General features: G+C 63.6%; 15 protein-coding genes and 1 pseudogene. 4 read left to right on the forward strand and 12 right to left on the reverse strand.

Annotated features, from left to right (window positions below; translation table 11 throughout):
- The first annotated feature begins 511 nt into the window (after positions 1-511).
- A pseudogene (gene mvfR / locus PSPA7_RS20880) lies at positions 512-1,508 on the forward strand (multiple virulence factor transcriptional regulator MvfR).
- Here the strand turns inward: mvfR and phnB are convergent.
- From phnB to pqsA, 7 genes are all read right to left on the reverse strand, one after another.
- The gene (gene phnB, locus PSPA7_RS20885) at positions 1,461-2,063 is read right to left on the reverse strand and encodes an anthranilate synthase component II (protein ID WP_012076798.1); all 603 of its coding nucleotides are present in this window, start codon (positions 2,061-2,063) and stop codon (positions 1,461-1,463) included. The pseudogene mvfR and the gene phnB sit on opposite strands and share 48 nt — an antisense overlap.
- Positions 2,041-3,633, reverse strand: a complete 1,593-nt coding sequence (locus PSPA7_RS20890) for an anthranilate synthase component 1 (protein ID WP_041025386.1) — start codon at positions 3,631-3,633, stop codon at positions 2,041-2,043. The genes phnB and PSPA7_RS20890 overlap by 23 nt, the downstream gene beginning before the upstream one ends.
- A 118-nt stretch (positions 3,634-3,751) precedes the next feature.
- The gene (locus PSPA7_RS20895) at positions 3,752-4,657 is read right to left on the reverse strand and encodes an MBL fold metallo-hydrolase (protein WP_012076800.1); all 906 of its coding nucleotides are present in this window, start codon (positions 4,655-4,657) and stop codon (positions 3,752-3,754) included.
- A complete protein-coding gene (pqsD, locus tag PSPA7_RS20900) occupies positions 4,651-5,664 on the reverse strand; it encodes an anthraniloyl-CoA anthraniloyltransferase (RefSeq protein WP_003148817.1) in 1,014 nt (337 codons plus the stop codon). The genes PSPA7_RS20895 and pqsD overlap by 7 nt, the downstream gene beginning before the upstream one ends.
- A 42-nt stretch (positions 5,665-5,706) precedes the next feature.
- Entirely contained in the window at positions 5,707-6,753 is a 1,047-nt protein-coding gene (pqsC, locus tag PSPA7_RS20905; protein ID WP_012076801.1) for a 2-heptyl-4(1H)-quinolone synthase subunit PqsC, read from the reverse strand.
- Positions 6,746-7,597 carry a 2-heptyl-4(1H)-quinolone synthase subunit PqsB gene (gene pqsB, locus PSPA7_RS20910; protein WP_012076802.1) on the reverse strand — a complete coding sequence of 284 codons (852 nt, stop codon included), beginning with the start codon at positions 7,595-7,597 and terminating at the stop codon, positions 6,746-6,748. Before pqsB ends, pqsC begins: the two co-directional genes overlap by 8 nt.
- Entirely contained in the window at positions 7,591-9,144 is a 1,554-nt protein-coding gene (gene pqsA / locus PSPA7_RS20915) for an anthranilate--CoA ligase (protein WP_003148820.1), read from the reverse strand. Before pqsA ends, pqsB begins: the two co-directional genes overlap by 7 nt.
- Before the next feature lie 529 nt (positions 9,145-9,673).
- Between pqsA and PSPA7_RS20920 the strand changes: the two genes are divergently transcribed.
- Complete coding sequence (locus PSPA7_RS20920; protein WP_012076803.1) at positions 9,674-10,192, forward strand: methylated-DNA--[protein]-cysteine S-methyltransferase; 519 nt, start codon at positions 9,674-9,676, stop codon at positions 10,190-10,192.
- Between the two features lie 68 nt (positions 10,193-10,260).
- Here PSPA7_RS20920 and PSPA7_RS31370 read toward each other — a convergent pair whose 3' ends face one another.
- The 5 genes from PSPA7_RS31370 to PSPA7_RS20945 all read right to left on the reverse strand — a co-directional run bounded on the left by PSPA7_RS31370 (position 10,261) and on the right by PSPA7_RS20945 (position 16,184).
- On the reverse strand, positions 10,261-11,277 hold the full coding sequence (locus PSPA7_RS31370) for a fimbrial protein (RefSeq protein ID WP_116803160.1): 1,017 nt from the start codon (positions 11,275-11,277) through the stop codon (positions 10,261-10,263).
- 11 nt (positions 11,278-11,288) lie between these two features.
- Positions 11,289-13,808 (reverse strand): fimbria/pilus outer membrane usher protein, encoded by a 2,520-nt coding sequence (locus PSPA7_RS20930; protein ID WP_012076805.1) that lies wholly within the window; start codon positions 13,806-13,808, stop codon positions 11,289-11,291.
- Between the two features lie 92 nt (positions 13,809-13,900).
- Entirely contained in the window at positions 13,901-14,617 is a 717-nt protein-coding gene (locus tag PSPA7_RS20935; protein ID WP_041025387.1) for a fimbrial biogenesis chaperone, read from the reverse strand.
- A 57-nt stretch (positions 14,618-14,674) separates the two neighbouring features.
- Positions 14,675-15,286: a fimbrial protein gene (locus PSPA7_RS20940; protein WP_012076808.1), complete on the reverse strand. Its 612-nt coding sequence runs from the start codon at positions 15,284-15,286 to the stop codon at positions 14,675-14,677.
- Positions 15,287-15,794: 508 nt separating this feature from the next.
- On the reverse strand, positions 15,795-16,184 hold the full coding sequence (locus PSPA7_RS20945; protein ID WP_012076809.1) for an Hpt domain-containing protein: 390 nt from the start codon (positions 16,182-16,184) through the stop codon (positions 15,795-15,797).
- Positions 16,185-16,839: 655 nt separating this feature from the next.
- Between PSPA7_RS20945 and PSPA7_RS20950 the strand changes: the two genes are divergently transcribed.
- Positions 16,840-19,686, forward strand: a complete 2,847-nt coding sequence (locus PSPA7_RS20950) for an ATP-binding protein (protein ID WP_012076810.1) — start codon at positions 16,840-16,842, stop codon at positions 19,684-19,686.
- Positions 19,687-20,166: 480 nt separating this feature from the next.
- Complete coding sequence (locus PSPA7_RS20955) at positions 20,167-20,733, forward strand: hypothetical protein (protein ID WP_012076811.1); 567 nt, start codon at positions 20,167-20,169, stop codon at positions 20,731-20,733.
- Positions 20,734-20,740 lie beyond the last annotated feature (7 nt).

Here is a 20,740-nt window from a genome sequence, read left to right on the forward strand (position 1 = left end):
TGGTTAGACCGACACGACATAATTTTTCTGTTTCTTAGAACAAACCTTTTGAATCCTTCGTCGCCGGCGATCCGAACAACCCTGCCGGCGGGTAACGCCTGGTACTTTAGTATTAAACCCTTGGTATTAACGTTAAAGGCCCGGTAAATATCCGCAATTTCTTTTCGTCGAATTTACGAGCAATATGAAACTCATTTCACTGAAATAAGCTCTTCTTTCACATAATTATAAAAAATCCTGAAACAGAGCCGTCATCCCTCACCTTCGATACGACGACTCCCGTGCCATGCGTCGGCCACCGTGCCAAGCCGGCGGCCAGTAACACCCTTGCCACGCCAGCCCTTGCGCTTCACCGATCGACGGGAGGATTCCCCCGATGAAAACGTCATCCAGAAGACAAGTTGAAATACTCGGGCGCTATGTATCGAGTCCTCGACGCTTCTTCGCCAGCAGCGGCAACCTGACCCGATCAAGGGAAGCGGCACGCGCCACCCAATAAAAGGACAAAGGGATGCCTATTCATAACCTCAATCACGTCAATATGTTCCTCCAGGTCATCGCCTCCGGCTCGATCTCTTCCGCCGCGCGTATCCTGCGCAAGTCGCACACCGCGGTCAGCTCGGCGGTCAGCAACCTGGAAATCGACCTGTGCGTGGAGCTGGTCCGTCGCGACGGCTACAAGGTCGAACCCACCGAGCAGGCGCTACGCCTGATCCCTTACATGCGCAGCCTGCTGAACTACCAGCAGCTGATCGGCGACATCGCCTTCAACCTCAACAAGGGGCCGCGCAACCTGCGGGTGCTGCTGGATACGGCAATCCCGCCATCGTTCTGCGACACGGTGAGCAGCGTCCTGCTCGACGACTTCAACATGGTCAGCCTGATACGCACCTCGCCGGCCGACAGCCTGGCGACCATCAAGCAGGACAACGCGGAAATCGACATCGCCATCACCATCGACGAGGAGTTGAAGATCTCCCGCTTCAACCAGTGCGTGCTCGGCTACACCAAGGCGTTCGTCGTCGCCCATCCCCAGCATCCGCTGTGCAATGCCTCGCTGCACAGCATAGCGAGCCTGGCCAACTACCGGCAGATCAGCCTCGGCAGCCGCTTCGGCCAGCATTCGAACCTGCTTCGCCCGGTCAGCGACAAGGTGCTCTTCGTGGAGAACTTCGACGATATGCTGCGCCTGGTGGAAGCCGGCGTGGTGGGGTATCGCGCCGCACTATTTCGTCGAGGAGCGCCTACGCACCGGCACCCTGGCCGTTCTCAGCGAGCTGTACGAGCCGGGTGGCATCGATACCAAGGTGTATTGCTACTACAACACCGCGCTGGAGTCCGAGCGCAGCTTCCTGCGCTTTCTCGAAAGCGCCCGCCAGCGCCTGCGCGAACTGGGCCGGCAGCGCTTCGACGAGGCGCCGGCCTGGCAGCCGAGCATCGTCGAGACGGTGCCACGGTGCTCAGGCCCGAAGGCGCTCGCGTACCGGCAGCGCGCCGCACCAGAGTAGAGCGTTCTCCAGCAGGCGCTGGCCGTGGGTGGTGAGGATCGATTCGGGATGGAACTGCAGGCCCAGTTGTCGGTTCCGCGCATCGGCCATCGCCATGATTTCGCCATCCGCGTCCGCCAGGCACTCGAAGCCCTCCGGCAGACGGCTGACCACCAGCGAGTGGTAGCGCGCGACGCGCAGGTCGCCGATGCCATCGAACAATGGATGGCGCGGATCGAAGCGCAGCGCCGTGCTCTTGCCGTGCAGCGGGCGCCGCGCCACCGCGACCGCGCCTCCGGCGGCCAGCGCCAGGGCCTGGTGGCCGAGGCAGACGCCGAGCACCGGCAGGCGCCCGCGAGCCCAGGCGAGCAATTCCAGCAAGCAACCGGCGTCCTCCGGCCGCCCCGGCCCCGGCGACAGCACCAGCAATTCGCAGCCGTCGGCCAGCAACGCCGCGCGTACCGTCTGCAACGGCGTGTCGTTGCGCATCACCCGCACCTCGGCGCCCAGCAGGCAGAACTGCTCGACCAGGTTGTAGGTGAAGGAATCGAAGTTATCCAACAGCGTGATGCGCATCGCGCTCTCCCCTTTCGCGTTCGGCGGCGGCCACGGCGGTGAGTACCGCCAGCGCCTTGTTGCGGGTTTCCTCGGCCTCCAGCCGGGGCTCCGAGTCCAGCACCACACCGGCTCCGGCGCGGACCCGGGCGATGCCGTCGCGAACCTCGGCGGCACGGATGACGATGCTGGTGTCGAGATTGCCGGCGCTGTCGAGGATGCCGATCGCGCCGCCGTAGCTGCCGCGATAGCCGTCCTCGAACTGCCGCAGCAATTGCATGGCACGGACCTTCGGTGCACCGACCAGGGTGCCCATGTTCAGGCAGGCCCGGTAGGCGTGCAGGGCGTCCAGCTCGTGATGCAACTCGCCGGTCACCCGCGAGACCAGGTGCATCACATGGCTGTAGCGGTCGACCTTGAGCATGTCGCGCACCCGCCGGGTGCCACGCCGGCAGACCCGCGCCAGATCGTTGCGCGCCAGGTCGACCAGCATCATGTGCTCGGCGATTTCCTTGGCGTCCAGACGCAGTTCCGCCTCCAGGCGGTTGTCCAGTTCCGCATCGATGGCCCCTTCGGCGTCGCGCCCGCGCGGCCGGGTACCGGCGATGGGATAGAGCTCCACCTCACGGCTGGCGGCATCGTATTTCACCGCCGATTCCGGCGAGGCCCCGAACAGGCAGAAGTCCCCCGCATCGAGGAAGAACCGATACGGGCTGGGATTGCGCAGGCACAGTTGGCGATAGGCCCGCCAGGGGTCGGCGCAGGGCACGCTGAAACTGCGCGACGGTACGATCTGGAATACGTCGCCTGCCCTGACATGCTCCTGCAGGCGCTCCACCTGGCGGGCGAAGCTCGCGTCGTCGAGGTCGACCTGGTAGTTGCCGGCACGAACGCCGGCAAGCGCGGGTTCGACCGCGTCATCGACGGCGCCATGGTATTCGTCGGCGCACCGGCGCAGGCTGGCGGCCAGCGCCTGATGCCGGCCCGGTTCGTGGACGAAGGCCTGCAGCGAGGCCTGGCGCGCCACGTGATCGATGTCCAGCAGCAGTTCGGGAACCAGGAACAGATAATCCGGACATTGCCGGGCGGGATTGGCGGGCGCCGGCAGCGGCTCGAACTGCTCGGCCAGGTCGAAGCTGAACAGTCCGCCCAGTAGCACCGGCCGCTCGTCACCGCCCAGGGTCTCGAGCACCCGGCGCAGCGCCTCCAGGCTGGACAGGGCGTGCAGGCGCCACCATTCGTCCGCCTCCGGCGCCTCATGGGGGAAGCGCCAGTGCAGGGTATCGCCGTCGCGCAGGCAGGTGACCTGCGCCGGACACGCCTCGCTCAATGGCGCCAGCAAGGCGCGCCCATTGGGGTTGGACGCGCGCAGCAGCACATCGCGTCCCCAGCATTCGATGCGCAGGCAACTGGAAAGAATCGCCACGCTGCGCCGCGGCGCCTTGCTGTCGACATCGAAACAGTCGAACAGCATCCGTCCGCTTCCCGCCGCGCGCCAGACCGACAACGCGTCAGGCGACAGGGAGCGGTACTCCAGGCGCTCTTCCAGCCGATAACCGCTCCCGCTCACAAGCCACCCCCCGGCGCCCACGGGCTGCCGGCCGGCGTAGCGCGACCACGCAACAGCCTGTCCATCATCGATATCCCCCTTCATTCCCCCGATTGCGGCCAGCGCCGACGGCGCTCGCCGCCGCAATGAATTTCCCGTCTCACTCCAGCGGCAGCGACTGGCGGGAAAGAATCTCCAGCATCCGGCGCATGCTGCCCAGGTGCAGTCCGCCGGGCAGGAAGTCGACGCTCTGCCCACCCCAGGCACGGTGCAAATCCTCGCTCAACTCATTGATCGACTCGCCCATCGCCTGCCGCCAGCGCAAGCGCCGGCACAGCCGCAGGCACTCGGTGAAGGCGGACTCCGCCCCGTCCGCGGCCAGCCGCCCCCGCAGCAGGCCGCCATGGCCCGGGATCAGCTGCAGCAGGGTCGGCAACCGCTGCAGGCGCTCCAGGGTGTCCAGGTAGGCGTCCAGGTCCTCGAATACCAGCGGCCGCCACACCCCTTCCGCCTCGTCGAACTCACCCAGGGCGTCGCCACAGAACAGGCGCCGCCGACGTACGTCGTAGAAAACGATCTGGTCGTCGCTATGACCGTGCGCCTCGATGACCTGCAGGCGATGCCGCGGGCCGAGCTCCAGCCACTCGCCGTCGACCAGCGGACGCACCGGCAACGCGTCCCAGGCGCAGGCTTCGGGCAACCGCTGGTCCGCACGCAGCAGTTGCCGGTTCAAGCGCTCGACTACCCGCACGCCGCTTTCCGACCGGAAGGCCTGGCAGGTCCGCTCCGACGCCAGGACCTGCACGTTGGGCAGCCGCGGACACAGGTAGGGCAACAGTCCGCAATGGTCGTAGTGCTTGTGGGTGATGAGCCAGTAATGCACCTGGGACGGGTCGGCCACCCAACGGCACAGGTCGGCCCAGACCAATTCGGCATCCCGGCTGATCCCTCCTTCGACCAGCGCCCAGCTCGCCTCGCCGAGGCGCAGCAGGAACACCGGTACCTGAACGTCCCCCAACAGGCACAGGTCATCGTCCAGTTGGCCGGGAGCCGAGAGTCTCAACATGGCCGGTTCACCTCCTCCGGTTTGCGGTACAGCGCCGCGCCCCAGGTCGCCCCGGAGCCGTAGGTCAGGATCAGCACGCGTTGTCCCGGCTGGATGTCCGGCCAGAACATCGCCAGCGTCACCGGGGTCGAGGCCGAAGCCATGTTGCCGAGGCGATCGACGGTGACGGCGAACTTGTGCTGCGGGATGCCCAGTTGCTCCTGCACCGCATCGAGGATGCGCAGGTTCGGCTGGTGGCAGATGACGTGGTCGATGTCGTCCAGCGTGAGTGCGTGGGCGGCGAGCATCTCGCCGGCGATCCGCACCAGGGTCTGGCTGGCATGCTCGAACATCGGCCGGCCACGCATGAGGAACTCGCCACCGCCCTGGCGCAGGACATTATCGTCGAGGAAGGTCGGCGACGCGCTGCCCGGCGCCGCGGTCATCAGCAGGTCGAAGTAGTTGCCGTCGGCGCCCAGGCGCAGGTCCAGCAGGCCATCTTCGAGACTGTCGCCAGCGCTGACCACCGCCGCGCCGGCGCCGTCGCCGAGCAGGATCGACAGGTTGCGCCCGCGATCGGAACAGTCCATGCGCTTGGACAGGACCTCGCCGCAGACCACCAGGACATGCCGCGCCAGGCCGGCGAGGATCTGCCCGCGGGCCACCTGCAGGCCGTAGAGCAGCCCGCTGCATTGCGCCCGGATATCCAGCACCGGGATCTGTCGCAGGCCGAGCAGCGGCTGGATCAGGCAGGCCTGGGATGGATCGTGGTGATCCGGCGACAGGGTGTTGACCAGCAGCAGGTCGATGTCCCCCGGCAGCAGCCCGGCGGCCTCGATGGCCTGGCGCGCCGCCGGCACCATCAGCGCGCTGACCGCCTGCTCCGGTTCGACGTGGTAGCGCGTGCGCACGCCGGTGCGTTCGACGATGAATTCGTCCGAAGTGTTGATGCGTCCCACCAGGTCATGGTTGCTGACCTGGCGTTTCGGCAGGCTGAACCCCAGCCCGGCGAGAATCGGATTACCCATGTGCGGCCCTCCTCGAGCGCAGTGGATCGGCGTGGCGATGGGTCAGCACACCAGTACCTCGCCCAGCCGCCAGACCTGCGCGGCGAAGCCCCAGCCGGTCGCGGCGCCGGCCATGACGATGCGATCGCCGGGTCGGATCTTGCCCTCGCGCAGGCCGGTCATCAGGGTGTAGGGAATGGAAACCGAGATCATCACCCCGGTATCGCCCATCGTCAGCTGGTACTGGTCCGGACGCGCGCCGATGCCTTCGGCCCAGGCGTTGACCAGGAACGGCGCCGGCTGGTGGAACACGAAGTAGTCGATCTCGTCGCTGCCCAGCCCGGCCTTCTCCAGGGCGCGGCGCATCGCGATCGGCACGTTGGTCGGGACGAAGCTGGCCATCTTGTTCTGGCCATCGCTGAACAACGAGAAATACAGCCGCGGCCTGGCCTCGCCGGCCGGGTTTTCCGGCAGGCGCCAGCGACCGGTGGCCACTTCATAGAACGTGGCGTCGCTATGCTCGGCCGAGGCCAGCAGGTCGCAGCTGTCGTCGTCGCCGCGGGTCAGCAGGGCCACCGCGCAACCATCGGCGAACAGGGTCGAGGTGCGCGAGGTGAAGTCGAGCAGGTTGGAAATGTATTCGCTGCACACCACCAGCACCTTCTCCGCCTTTCCCTGGCGGATCATGCTCGCCGCCAGGCGCAGGTTGAGCAGGAAGCTGGCGCACTCCATCTGCGAATCCAGTGGCAGCGCCCGGCTCAGTCCGAGTTGCTTGGACAGCACGTTGGCCATGCGCGGGTAGAGACGCCCGCGCAGATCCGGCAGGACATCGCCGGCCTCCGTCATGATCGGGGAAGAAGCCGAACAGATCAGCATGTCCACGCTATCCGGCGCGGTATTGCTGCTGCGCAGCAGGCGCTCGGCGGCACGGACCACCAGGCTGAACTCGTTCTCGCCGTTCCGCGGATCGAAATAGCCCCGCCGATTGACGCCCCAGAATTGCCACCAGGACTCGCTGAGGTCCGGTACCGCGGCGAACACCGGATCGTCGTTTTCATAGCTGCGAGCCGGAAGCTCACAGGTGATCGCTGCCAGTTTGACCTTATGCATGAGCTTCTCCCGCCAGTTCCAGGGTCACGCCCTCCACCACCATGCCGAACGGATCGAAGCTGATCAGCAGCAACTCCTCCAGGCGGTCGCGTTGCGCCGCGCGCAACTGCAACGCCAGCTCGAACGGCCCCAGGCAACGACCATCGGGCCGCCCCTGGCCGAACCATTCCTCGCGCACCCAGTTCAGTTGCGGGAAGTCCCCGGCCAGGCGGGTGAATCCGGCGCGCACCGCTTCGGGCAACCCGGGCTGGGCCGGCAGGTTGAGGTGTCCCTTGACGTCGCCTACCTGGCGAATATCGGTATTCAGTGGAATGCTCAGCGGCAGCCATTCCTGCGCCGGATCACCGCCCAGCGCACCGCGGCGGAACGCAGCCTTGCCGGTCGGCTGGCAGAGCAGCGCCAGGGCGCCGTCGGCGAGGGCGAAGCCGGATTCGCTATCCACCTCCAGTCCCTGGCTGGACTCGCCGCGCACCACCAGCACGTTGCGATAGCCCTGGTCGCTGGCGAGGGTATCGACCACGTAGAGCGCGCGGGCCAGGCTGGAATCGGTGAGGTCGAAGACATGCGCACGCTTCGCCCCGAGCACTTTCTGCAAGGGGTGGCCGATCTTCGGCGCCATGATGTCGCGATTTTCGATGAGGTGGTCGGGAGACAGGGCGAGGCCCACGATCAGGTCGATCTCCTCGGGCTGCACCGACGCCTCGTCCAGGGCCTCGCGCACCGCCGGCAGCAAACGCTGCATCAGCATCTCGTCGCCCTGGGCCCTGGGGCGTTCGCCGCCCAGCGGTCCGTCCAGACACACATAGGATGGGGGCAGGTTCACCCCCACAGCCTGAATCAACATGCCCGTTCCTCCGGAAGGTTGTCGTGGTAGAGGGTGTCGGCGAGATGACGCAGCTCGGCGCGCGCCAGCTTGCCGTTGTCGTTGCGCGGCAGTGCCGGCAGTACATGCAGCTGGCTGGGCAGCATGTGCGAGGGAATCCGTTGGCCGAGATGCTGGTCGATGCGTTGCGCCAGCAGGATCTGGTTGCTCTCCTGGCGCTCGTCCAGGGTCACGAAAAGAGTCGGACGCAGGCCATCGTGACGCCGACTGGTAGGCACCAGCACGGCTTCGCGCACCTCCGGCAGATGCCGGCAGACCGCTTGCTCGACCTGGGTCGGCACCACCCAGCGGCCATTCACCTTGAACAGGTCGTCCTCCCGTCCGCAGTGGCGGTAGGCGCCTCGCTCATCACGCTCGAACAGGTCGCCGGTGCGGTACCAGCCGTCGGCGAAGCGCGCCTGCTGCTCGACGCTGGCCCGCCAGTAGCCCGGGCTCAGCCCCGGCCCGCGCACCAGCAGCACGCCCTGCTGGCCGGCCGCCTCGACGGTCTCGCCGTCACGGTCCAGCAACCGGCACTCGTAGCCCGGCAACGGCAGGCCGGTGCTATCGGCCTGCGCCTGGCCCGGCCGGTTGGCGAGGAAGACATGGCCGACCTCGGTCGCCCCGATGCCATCGCAGATCTCCAGGCCCTGGGCGCTCCAGAACTCGAACTCGCCGCGCGGCAGGGGCGATCCGGCGGAAAACGCCAGGCGCACGCTCTCCAGGAGTTCGTGCGCATGAGGGCGTAACGCCGCATAGATCGCCGGCACGCCGAACAGCACCTTCGGCCGGCTGGCGCGCAGGTTCTCCAGCACCCGCTCCGCGCTCGGCCAGGTGTCGTCGAGCAGCGCCGAGGCGCCGCTGAACCACGGGAAGAACAGGCTGTTGCCCATGCCGTAGCCGAAGAACATCTTGGGTATCGAATACAGCCGGTCGCCTTCGCGCAGCGCCAGCAATTCCCCGGCGAAGGCACGGCAGAAGCCGAGGGTATTGCGCAAGGTGTGGATCACGCCCTTCGGCGCGCCGGTGGAACCCGAGGTGTATTGCAGATAGCAGGGCGTCGTCGACTCCTGGCGGTGGAAGTCGCTCCAGCCGGGCTCGGCGGGCCCCGCCAGCGCCGCCAGGGAAAAATCGTCGAGCAACGGCTGCCCGACGGTGGCACGCAGGGTCAGCGGCGCCAACGGCCCGCTCAACGAAGGCGCATCGGCTTCGCGAACCACCAGGCTGGCCTGGCAATCGGCCAGGATCTCGGCCAGAGCCGGCTCGCGGGTCTTCGGATTGATCACCGCCGGAATCGCCCCGACGGCGATGCAGGCGAGGAACAGGCAGACCAGCGAGGGCGAATCGTTGAGCGCCAGCACCACCCGGTCGCCGGGTTCGAGCACCCGGGCCAGCTGGCTTGCCTGCGAGAGGATGGCGGAGCGGCACTGCCGGCGGCTCAGTGTCTGGCCCCGATAGCGATACAGTTCGGTGCCGGGATCGAAGTCGAGGCGGAACAGAACCTCGGTCAGGTTGGCCAGTGTGGTCATGACAGAACGTTCCCTCTTCAGCGATAGGCGCCCGTTTCAGGAGAGGCCTGAGCCAGAGCGCTTGCTTTGTCAGGAACGGGAAACTAGCGGCGCTGGGCGAAGCGCGGTATTCGGAGTCCGAACGAAAAAGTTTCGGTGGCCAGGGGCCGGCAACCGGCCTGGCCATGCCCAGGATGCTTCGCAGCCGCATGAACGACGGCTCTTCGCTGGAGAACCGGCCCGGACTGTCCGACGCTGGTGGCTGCGCCCACTACGGGAGGAATCCGGCAAGCGGCAAAGAACCGTTACAACACACCACCATCGAACGTCGTCTCCGGCTCGAAAAGACTACAAACCAATGACAACCTACTTTGCCCGGCAAATCGCCTGCCAGATCTCACAGTTCCGCTGGCCTGGCCGCAGGCGCCATCCAGGGCGCCGAGCACGACCCACCGGGGCGGGAAACAGGGGGCCTGGCCAACCCCTCTCCTCGCTCCCATGAATCATTGCGTACACTGGGGCGGCCTTGCCGGGAAAGGATGTGCCACAGATGTACTACCGCTATACGAAAATGCAGTCGCCGGTCGGTACCCTGACGCTGGTAGCCAGGGGCCCGGCGCTGGTCGCCGTGCTCTGGCCGCACGAACGTCCGAATCGCGTTCCGCTGGACGAGATGGAGGCGGCGGACGCCAACCCCGTGCTCATCGAGACCGAACGCCAATTGCGCGAATACTTCGCCGGCCAGCGCACACGCTTCGACCTGCCCATCGACTTCCAGGGCACCGATTTTCAGAAGAAGGTCTGGGCCGCGCTGCTTACCATTCCCTTCGGCGAGACCCGCAGCTATTCGGAAATCGCCACGCAGATCGGCAGCCCCAGGGCCGTACGGGCGGTCGGGGCGGCCAATGGCAGGAACCCGATCTCCATCATCGCCCCCTGCCATCGGGTCATCGGCGCATCGGGGGGGCTGACCGGCTTCGCCGGAGGGCTGGAGGCCAAGCAGAGGCTCCTGCAACTGGAACGCCAGGTATGCAGGCCGGACCTGCTGGATGGACTCGGCGGTGGCTGATACGTCGACCTGACGGCAAACCAGGCGAAGTGCTGGCGCCCGCCTGGCAAGAAGCGATAGTACCGCCCTTACTGGTAGCTCATCGTGAAGGTCGCGGCGGCATTGGCCTGGCCCGCTGCCAGCGCAGAGGACGTCGTCACATAGCGCGCCCTCAACGGAATCGAGGTGCTGGTGTTGCCGAACTGGCCGACGAACCATTGGTTGGGGTTGCCAGTGACGCTGGAGTCCGGGCCGAAGCTGACCACGGAGTCGTCCGCCCGGCGGATTTCCACGGCGACGCCCTTGGCCGCGGTGGAGCCCTTGGAGGACAGAGTCAACCGGTTGCCGCGATTACCCGGGTTCGTGGAGTCGGTCAGGGTGATGAACATCCGAGTCGAAGTACCTGTCGAACCTCCCGAGCATTTCAGGTCGATGGATATGGGCTTGTAGTCCGACCCGCCATTGCGCTCGAGCTGGTTGAGGCTGACCTCGCCCAGACCTACGTCGAGCCTCTTCCTCTGGATGGTGCAGGTAGGGACAGTCGGGCGAATCGGCAGGCCACCATTGAAACTAACCCGTGCGGCTACCAGGCCGCCATGTTCCAAAACCCTGATAGTACCGATCTCACCTGACAGAACGCCAGCGGCGGTGATAGGCCCGATTTTCACTAGTTGCACCCGATAATCCACTGCTCCCGGGAGAATTTTTCCCACTCCTTGGTAGTTTATGTTTTTTGGCCACCAGCCACCTGGTGCATATTCGGTTATCCGATAGCCGACTCCCGATACCGATGTTTCATAGGCGTTGAACTTGGCGTCGTACCTCCCCTTGCCTTCGTACACCATATTCCCTATGAGAGCACCATTGCACTTCACAACCGCGAAGTAGTTGTCCCCCATCCCCGTAGCATCATAGACCACCGCGCCATCCGGTACATTCGGGTCGAACGTCGGTGGCAATACCGCGGGGAACTTGATCTCCTGGTAGGAAATGGTCGCGCCATTACCCCCTTGGGTATCAACACGACATTCTGGTTCCGGCGCCGCAATGGCAACCACGGGAAGAACGAGAAAAACCATCACGCCGGGCAGGAAACACCGTTTCATGAAAACCTCTATCAAGTCCTGTTGCTGGAAGCGATGCAAGAGAGCTGCACGCGTTCATAGGCGAGCTCCTTATTCTTCGGCGGCAACTGGTAGTCAGCCATGCAAGAGCCGCTGCTCCAACGGATGGAAAGACGTCCCTGATCCTGGATGCCGAATACCAGCAGACGAGAAAGGTTGTCCACCATGCCGACCACCTTCTCTTCCGAGTCATAGGCCTGGGCACCGAACGGAATCTTCTCGCCAGAACCCATGGACAGTTCGAACTGCACCCGGCGGCCGGATTCCGCGGCGAAGCTGCTGCGGACCACCGCTCCGCGAGTGGGAACGACCATCTTGGAGTTGTCGGAAACCTCGGTATCGGAACCGAGCGTGGTGGCATCCAGGTTCACATAGTTGTATCGGTATGGCTGCGCGTAGGGCACTACCGCATAGCCGCTGCCATCGGTACGCACGCCCCGGTAACCTTCGATACCGACACCGGAGACATCCGGCACCTCGACCAGCGCGAAGGTTTCCCCGACCGACTGGCCAAAGGTCACTCCGCCCCCATGCACCACGACGGAACCACTGGCGCCCATGTCGATGTGCTTGTTGTCGCGTCCCTGACTGTAGTTGGCGCTCAACGAAGCTTTCGCGGTATCCCAGCCAAGCCCCACGCTACCGCTGTCGCCGTTGTACTTGCTATGCCCCGCCTGGACGGAATAGTTGACGGAGTTCTGATCGTCCAGGTAACCGGATACGCCGCTCTGCAGGCTGGAATCCCCATGCCGGGACGATACGGCACTGGCGTAGGCACGGTGCGAACGACTCGAACTACCCAATGGAATGCTGACAGAGGCGGTGAACTGCGTATCGGCCTGGCCCACCGGCCCGGTGTCCTGGGTACGCGATACCGCCAGGCTGTAAGTGGCGCTCCTGTAGCTGCTGCTGTAGCCGAACTGCCAGCGGCGGGTGCTGCCCTGGCGGTTCCAGTACGTCGTTTCGCCGGCGCTAAGATAGATCGAACTGGTGCGGAACAGGGTCTGGTTCACCGTCAGGTCCAGGCGGCTCTTCTGCCGGCCATAGCTGACACCATTCAGGAAGTCCTCGCTCGACAGATCCTCCACATGCTGGCTGAGCGTCCGGTAGCCCTCGGTGGAGTAGCGGTAGCCCACCATGGTGAAGTTGGTGTCGGTGGAGTTGATGGTCTTGGAATAGAGGAAGCGCAAGCTCTGCCCCTGGTTCCTGCCGCTGCGCCGGGCATTCGACTGGCTGTGGGTGATGTCCATCGAGAGCCCGCCATAAGGCGTGTTCAAGCCCAGGCCCAGGTTGGTGGCATTGTAGTTGTCGGCCACCAGCAGGCCGCCGTACCCGGTGACGTTGTCGGACACGCCGTAGACAGTGGTGCCCTGCACCAGCTTGGGCGAAGGTTGCCCGTCGTTCCGGTATTCACCAGCCGATACGCTGTAGCGCAGATTGCCCTTACGCGTCATCACCGGCAGGTAGGAATACGACTGCTTGAAGGTTCGCTCGCGCCCATCCTCCTCGATGATCTTCACCTCCAAGTCACCGTTGGAACCGCTGGGATAGATGTCGGTGATCTCGAAAGCCCCCGGCGATACGCTGGTGGAATAGATCACGTAGCCGTCCTGGCGTATCTCGACAGTGGCGTTGGTTTCAGCGATTCCACGTACCACGGGCGCGTAGCCGACCTCGTTGTCGGGTTGCATGCCGATATCGGATTGCAACCTCACCCCTCGCATACGCACGCTGTCGAAGATTTCCGAGTTGGTATACAGCTCACCGAGAGAAAGGGTGCCCTTGAGTGGACGTATATCGCGCTCTACATAGGTACGGTTGCTGCTGAACTTGTTGCGCATTCCGGTGCCGCCGACCAGGGAGGAGTCGTTGCGCAGGCGCCAGCCGAACAGGTTGAAGCCATTGCGCAAACCCAGGTATCGATAGTCGCTGCTGTCGCCATGGCTGGTATTGCGGCTGAAGTTGGCCTGATAGTTGGTGAACAGCGCCGTGACCCCATCGTCCCACAGGGAAGGATCCACATAGCCCCGGACATGCCGCTGGACGTACATCTGCGGAATGCTGACCAGCAGGGCCAACTGGTTGACTTCGAAATCGACCGACGCACCGGGGATGAGCGCTGCGATGTCCAGCGGGGTATTGTTCTCGAGATTGGATGGAATCAGGTTGTCGCGCATCAGGCGGGCGACGTCGACACCCAGGTCCCTGAGCAGGCCGACCTGGATGACCGGACGGACCTCGCCGGTTTCGGCATTGGCGCTGAAGTTGATGTCCTGGCGACGGATCATCGTCTGATTCAGGTAGACGTCGACGTTATAGGAGCCCGGCGCAACCGAGTTTCCTTGCTCGAAGTACTTGAGTTCAACCGGACTGCCATTGGTATTGTTCAGGAGTTCCGTATTGAACTCCACCGCCTGAACAGCGGCCGGCAGCGCAAGCCCCAGGGCCATAAAACAGGAAGACCCGGAACAAAGGGCTATTTTGAAATTGAACTTTTTCCTGAAAATGGCCACGAGACTATCCCTTGGGCTAACTTCCCAACTTAGGCTGGAAATACTTGTCCGTAATCAGGACAGGTTCCGACCTGCCCTACCCTGCATATGAATCAGTTTGTCAGGACACCTGAGTGCTTCTCGGAGGCACCAAAATCGTTGACGTTTTCAAACTCGACGCTCAAACCGGTGGCGGTACTCGGAACAGCATCCTTTAGAACCAACTTTTGAGAGGACTTCGGTCCAATCATGTCCGCCATGGCTTCATAGGACTTGCCACCGGACTTCAACTTCACGGCGACAAAGGAAATATGAAAGGGTGAATCATTGGTGACTTCGAGGAGTGCTTTTCCATCCTGACGAACCAGGCGCCATTTCAAGTTCTTTGGGGCGTCTTCAACAGTCGGCAGTCCTGCCGGACGATAGAAAACCTTGATACGTTGACGAAGTGCGATCTGCAGGGTGTTTTCCCCTTTTGCCTTCTGTGGGATTTCCTGGACGCTCAGGCGAAACACGGACTCACGATCCGACGGCAGCCCTTGACCCTGGAAGAGAATGCGTAGGTTCTGCTGTTTGTTCGCGCCCAACCGACTCAGTGGTGGCGTGATCGCAAAAGGAACATCCTGTATCCCGCTGCCGGATTCAGGCTCCATCCAGGACTGGATCATGATGTCCTCTGCGGCCTGGTTCTTCACCAGGATGGACGCCTCCTTGGCAGGAGCCTGGATAACGACGCGTGTGCCACCCAAGGTAATGCCCGCACTGGCCATGCCGGAAAACAACATGAAGGCGCCAGCCCAAAGTAATCTGGAAGACAATGCAAGTTTCATGGTTTAACTCGAAGCTTGAGAAAGGGGGGGCCGCAGCCCCCCCCTCTACAGGGCGGATTAACGGTAGGTCAGGGTGAACGGCAGGGTGCCGTTCGCGGAACCCGCAGTTACGCCTTTGGCATCGGAGGCGGTCATGACATAACCGGCGCGCAGGTTCAGCTTGGCGCTATAGGTGTAGTCCGGATCGGTGCCAGCCTTGACCAGCGCTTCCTCGAAGACGTCGCTGGAGTTGGACAGGTTGATACGGGTACCGTCCTGCTTGTACAGGCCGATGCCTACACCTTTGGCCGTCGAGCCGCCAGTCAGCTTCAGCAACTGGTTGTTGTTGGGGTCGACCTGGGAGCCGGATTGCGGGTCGAAGCGGAGCTGAACGTGGGTCAGGCCGGTACCAGTAGCGCCACAGTCCAGATCCAGGTTGATGTTGGTGCCGGCCGCGATGCCGCCACCAGCGGTGCCACCCAGGGCATCGATACTGACAGTGCCCAGGTTGACGTCGATGATCTTGTTGCCTTTCTCACCGGTAACACCGGTGCCGGCGCCGCCGGTGATATTGCAGGATGCAGCAGTAATGTTGCCGGTGAAGTTGATGGTGCCGTCTGCAGCCATGGCGTTACCGACGACCAGGCTGGCTACTGCGGCAGCCAGAAGACTTTTCATGGAAATGGACACGATTGAGCTTCCTTTTTGCTAGTGAATGTATTGCGAAAATTAACTCCGTAAGAGCCACGCCTATTCTCCAGAAGCCTCAATGGGACGACAATTAATCGCTTCCCATGCCGCCGTATGAAACGTCCCCCCGAAATGTATGAATTTTCCTACAAGGACCCTAAATAATGATTCATCTCAAATAACGAGACAGGAAAGCCCGCCTGTTTGCGTTCACAAGTGGAAAAACTTCCAGAAGTTCCGGTAGTTGCGAAACAGAAAGCCCATATCAATTCATCGGCGAATTGGCGCTTCACACAAGCCCGATTGAAACCATGGCAGATCCATTGAAATTAGATGGACGCTGTTTTTCAGGTGCCGCAGAGAAACCGGGACCAGACGGCCCGGCCTCGAGGAGACAGGAGACAGGAGACAGGAGACAGGAGACAGGAGACAGGAGAAGAAGCATGTCTCCGCAGGATAAGAAATTGGTAGGTGGTAGGCCGCTGAAGAACCCACCACCGAAAACGACTCAGACTTTTGTAAGCCTGGCCAACTCCGCCAGAATGCTGGCCTCGAACGTTTCGAGTCCATCGTCCAGAGTCGCCGCATAGCCGGGCACCAGGGCAAGACCTTCGCCCCGCCCCCGACAGGCCTCCTCGAGCCGGGTGCAAGCCTCCACCAGGACGCTGCTGCCAACCACCCTGGCAGCGCCTTTTATGCGGTGAGCAAGTTCGGCCAGCCCCTGCTGGTCCTTGTGTTCGAGCAACTGCGCCAAACGTGCGCGGTCGTCCCGGCTGCTCGTCAGCAGCGTGTCCAGCAGACGTCGCAATGCGTCCGGCTCACCGCCTGTTATGGACTCCAAGGATCGGCTATCGAACAGCCTATCCATCGACTGTTTCGAATCCAGTTTCTCGTTCATACGCCCCTCATCGTCATGCTTGCGGATTCGGCCAGCAAGTTTCCGCATGTCAAACCCATCGGCCTAGCCAGATCAACCTGAACCCAGCCATCGGAACATCAATCAATGGGCGAGGATAAGGGAATTGACCAGCGTCCGCTGCCGCTATCGCCCATCCCGCGTGGCTGCCCTCACCTCGCGAAGCGCGCCGGCTCCAGGCATGCATGCGTTGCAGCTGAGCAGTTCTTTCGCTTCGCAACGGCCGCGCCAACACAGCGGCTCAAGTCGGGAAAGTCCTACAGTAACGAAAATTCGCGGAAGCACCCTGGCCGCAAGGATCATTGAGGCGTCCGTGGCGGACAGGTGCTACCATGGCGCCCAGGACAGATCCATCGAGTCCCTGCCGCCAAGCATTGGAAGCACGGTCATGAACGCGTACCGAACGCCTGAACGTCGAAGTACCGACATTCCCGGTCCGTCTGAAACGTTTCCCTCTTTCCCGCGTTCGCCTTGCAAGGATGGAGGAGGCTCTGCGCCGGTCACACCTCGCCGGTGAAGAGGGCCTGCCGGCAAGGCAGCCAGCTCGACATCGCCTGGGACCCCGCGCGCCAGGCCATAGGCCCGCCGACGCACGGTTCCGACGCATCCACACCCAGCAGATTTCGAAGGACACTCCATGAGGGCAATGGCTTGGCGCGCGCTAGCCTTTCTTGTCGTTTTCCTTGCCGGCAACACGCTCAGCCTGGCCCAACAGACGCCCATCACCCTGTTCGGGCGGGTAGCCCCGACCCTTCGCCCCTGGCTGGACGAAGCCGATAGGCAGTGGCTGGCCGAGCGGGGACCGCTGACCCTTGGCGTGTCCAGCCCCGACTATCCGCCACTGGAACTGCTCAGCGCCAATCATCTGCAGGGCATTACCGCGGATTATCTCGCACTGCTGTTCGACCAACCCGTCCGGATCGCCCGCTATCCTTCGCGGGAAGCCGCGCTCCAGGCCCTGCGCCGGGGTGAAGTGGACCTGCTGGGCAGCAGCACGCCGGTCGAAGCCAGCGCCAGCAAACTGGCCCTGAGCGAACTCTACCTGCTCGACCAACCCGTGCTGGTCACCACCAGCGACGCAGCTGAATCCCTGGAGAAATCCGCCATCCGCCTGGCCCTCCCTCCCGGCTATCTCACGGAAACGCAGATTGCCGCCGCCTATCCCGGCAGTCGGCTGTTCCTCTACGAATCCACCAAGCGGGCACTGGAGGCCCTGGCCCTCGACGAAGTCGACGCGGCGCTGGGAGACGTGGTTTCCAGCAACTACCTCATCAATACCAATTACTGGGTGAACCTCAAGATCAAGAGCTTCGCCCCCATCGAAAGCCGAGGCTTCGGTTTTCTCCTGAGACCCGACGACGCGCGCCTGCGCGCCTATCTCGACAAGGCCCTGCCTGTCGTCTCCGCACAGTTCGGCGACGGCATCCTGCGCAGCTGGAGCGGTGGCCGAAGCATCAGCCTGAGCGACAACCGGATAGCCCTGACGCCCAGGGAAAACCGCTGGCTGGCGGAGAACCCCAGGATCAAGGTCGTGCTCAATGGTTCGCTGGGCGCGCTCGGGCAGTTCGACCAGAATGGCAAGGCGGTAGGCATCGGCCCGGACTACCTGGAGCTCGTCAGCCGCCGCAGCGGCCTCCGCTTCGACTATGTCGCCGCCCGCAACTACACGGAACTCGACCAGGCGATGGCCAGGGGGGATGCCCTGCTGTCGCCGGTGATGTCGCCTACGCCAGCACTATCGGACAGCATCGAGTTGTTGCCGCCCTACCTGCAGTCGTCGGTCATCGTCCTCGCCGCGAAAGGCTCGCCCAGACCCAGCGGAAACGATCAGGTCCATCACCTTTCCGAACTCGAGGGGCAGCGCGTGGCGGTGGTTTCCGGCTACTTCCTGGAAAGCGAGATACGCACGCATCACCCACGCATCAGACTGGCCGTCTATCCCACCCTCGTCGATGCGCTGCGCAGCGTCGACGAAGGCATAAACGACAGCTTCGTCGGCAGCGACTACGCCGCCCGCTTCGTGGTGACCCAACGCTTCGACAATCGCCTGCGGGTGACAGGCGTACTGGACGAGTACAGCCGCCCCGTCAGCCTGGCCGTGCAGGCGCCGGAAAAGGAGCTGTACAGCATCCTGGAAAAGGCCCAGCTCTCGGTGACCCCGGAAGAAATCTCCGAGCTGATCAGGAAATGGGAGCCCAGGTATCTGAGCATCAAGGGAAGCTTCTGGCGTGATTACCGGCAACTTATCCTGCAGATCCTGGGCGTGTTTCTGCTTCTGGTAGCCATTTCCATCGTCTGGGGGCTCTACCTGACCCGGCAGATCCGCAGGACCCGCCAGGCGGAGCAGAAGGCGGAGGCCGCCAACCAGGCCAAGAGCATCTTCCTGTCGACCATGAGCCATGAGCTGCGTACCCCGCTGAGCGCGGTGATCGGCCTGCAGGAACTGGCCCTGCGCCAGGCCGACCAGGGCGTGCTGGACAAGGAATCGCTCGTCGCCGCGCAGACCGCTGCCCAGGGGCTGCTCCTGCTGATCGGCAATGTCCTGGACCTGAGCCGGATCGAAAGCGGAAAAATCGACTCCACGCCCAAGGCCGTGGCGCTGAAGGCGCTGATGGAAGAGATAGCCGGGCTGGTGGACGGCCTGGCCCGCCAGAAACAGCTGACGCTGACCACCGAGTTCCATGGCGAGGTGGACCCGTGGGTCACAGTGGATCCGCTGCACCTGAAGCAGATCACCTTCAACCTGCTGAGCAACGCCATCAAGTTCACCGAGCGGGGCGGCGTGACCATGCGGGTAAGCGGCACGCGCCGGTCGCAGCATCTGCATGTGCAACTGGACGTCATCGACACCGGCATCGGCGTCTCGGCGGAGGACAGCGCCAAGCTGTTCCAGCCCTTCGCCCAGGTCGAATCCGCCCAGGCCGGGCAGGCTCATGGCAGCGGGCTCGGCCTGAACATCACGCGGCGCCTGGTGGAGCACATGGGCGGGCATATCGCGCTGCAGAGCGAACCCGGCAAGGGCTCGCATTTCAGCGTGACGCTCGAACTGCCGCTCGCCGCGCCTCCGGCCACCCTGCCCGAGGTGACGGCCAGTCCGGACATGGATACGCGGGAGACATCGCTGAGCATCCTCGTCGCCGACGACCACCCGTTCAACCGCATCGTCCTGGAAGGACAACTACTGCAGCTGGGCCATGCCGTCACGCTTTCGGAGGACGGGCTCGAAGCCTGGGAACGGTGGAAGACAGGGCAATTCGACCTGCTCGTCACGGATGGACACATGCCGAAGATGAACGGCTTCGAGCTGGTCGCCCGGATCCGCGCGGAAGAGCAGGCCGAAGGCCGCGCCCGTCGCCGCATCATCGCCCTGACGGCCAGCGCCGAGGAGGCCATGGCGGAGCGCTTCCAGCAAGCGGGCGCGGATGAGGTCCTGTTCAAGCCGGTTACGCTGGAGACGCTGGCTCTTGTCATCCGCAAGGAATGACCTGACGAACGTTCCTCGCACACCGGTACGAACGACAGCGAAGGCTTCCGCGCCTGGCCTGCGCGACGCAACCGCGCGTCTCGGCGGCGAGACCTGGATGAGCCGCTCCTCCAGGGTCTTGCGAGCGCAGTTGATGAGCATGTTCGAGGAGACCCAGTCGGGCACCCTGGGATTTTCCAGGGTGGTGATGGTTTCGAGCTGGCAGGTCCGCTCGGAAAAAGGCAGCGCATCGAGATAGGTCTCGTCGACGACGACGAAGATGCGGCTGGGCTTTTCTTCTTCGCTGTAGACGAGCCAGAGATCGCCCGCATGGACTGGCGCGATGCAGGCGACAGCGAGGGCCGCGGGCGGGCGGCCCCGGGGATCGCCCGGCGCGCCCATAGTTCATCCGTGCTAGTCGACCCTCGCGGCCGCCCGCACCTATGATTCCTCCCTTGGACGCCCCCGTGGCCAGGAACACCACATTTCAAGGAAGAAGCGATGACCAAACCACTCCTCCACCTTCGACGCTGGCTGCTGCCGCTGCCCCTCCTGTGCACGGCAACGACAGCCATCGCCGAAAGTTCGGGCGACTACTGGATCGTCTACGGCAAGGGCGAACGCTACAACAACGAGATATTCGTCGCCGACGCCGCCGGCATCGTGCAGAAGCCCAAGGGCATTCAGTCGGCGCAGATCATGCAGATCTTCGAAGACCCGTCGATGCCGACGCTGGCGGCCTATGAAGTCCAGTTCAAGTGCAAGGAGCGCAGGATCCGCTTCTACAACGCGCGCGCCATGCGCCGCATCGACAACGTCATCAACAACGTGAAAACCGTCGAAGGCTGGATCGATCCGGAGAAGTACGACTATTGGCTGCAACGCTCGTTCGCCTTCGTCTGCGCCCCTGCCATCCGCGCCAACAACCAGATGCTGCCACTGGGCAAGATGGCCACCGCGCGCATGGTGCGGACCGTCCAGGCGATGTTCGCCGAACTCAAGGGCGTCCAGGCCAGGAAACAGACCATGCGCGACCTGGACGAGATGCTCGGCAACGCGCCGAAATGACGGAAGG

It is taken from the genome of Pseudomonas paraeruginosa PA7, from assembly GCF_000017205.1.
Taxonomy (GTDB): domain Bacteria; phylum Pseudomonadota; class Gammaproteobacteria; order Pseudomonadales; family Pseudomonadaceae; genus Pseudomonas; species Pseudomonas paraeruginosa.

Coding starts and splice junctions, on each gene's coding strand:
- phnB (WP_012076798.1), bottom strand. CDS start 2,063: ATGCGCATCACGCTGTTGGATAACTTCGATTCCTTCACCTACAACCTG.
- PSPA7_RS20895 (WP_012076800.1), bottom strand. CDS start 4,657: ATGTTGAGACTCTCGGCTCCCGGCCAACTGGACGATGACCTGTGCCTG.
- pqsD (WP_003148817.1), bottom strand. CDS start 5,664: ATGGGTAATCCGATTCTCGCCGGGCTGGGGTTCAGCCTGCCGAAACGC.
- pqsC (WP_012076801.1), bottom strand. CDS start 6,753: ATGCATAAGGTCAAACTGGCAGCGATCACCTGTGAGCTTCCGGCTCGC.
- pqsB (WP_012076802.1), bottom strand. CDS start 7,597: ATGTTGATTCAGGCTGTGGGGGTGAACCTGCCCCCATCCTATGTGTGT.
- pqsA (WP_003148820.1), bottom strand. CDS start 9,144: ATGACCACACTGGCCAACCTGACCGAGGTTCTGTTCCGCCTCGACTTC.
- PSPA7_RS20920 (WP_012076803.1), top strand. CDS start 9,674: ATGTACTACCGCTATACGAAAATGCAGTCGCCGGTCGGTACCCTGACG.
- PSPA7_RS31370 (WP_116803160.1), bottom strand. CDS start 11,277: ATGAAACGGTGTTTCCTGCCCGGCGTGATGGTTTTTCTCGTTCTTCCC.
- PSPA7_RS20935 (WP_041025387.1), bottom strand. CDS start 14,617: ATGAAACTTGCATTGTCTTCCAGATTACTTTGGGCTGGCGCCTTCATG.
- PSPA7_RS20945 (WP_012076809.1), bottom strand. CDS start 16,184: ATGAACGAGAAACTGGATTCGAAACAGTCGATGGATAGGCTGTTCGAT.
- PSPA7_RS20950 (WP_012076810.1), top strand. CDS start 16,840: ATGAGGGCAATGGCTTGGCGCGCGCTAGCCTTTCTTGTCGTTTTCCTT.
- PSPA7_RS20955 (WP_012076811.1), top strand. CDS start 20,167: ATGACCAAACCACTCCTCCACCTTCGACGCTGGCTGCTGCCGCTGCCC.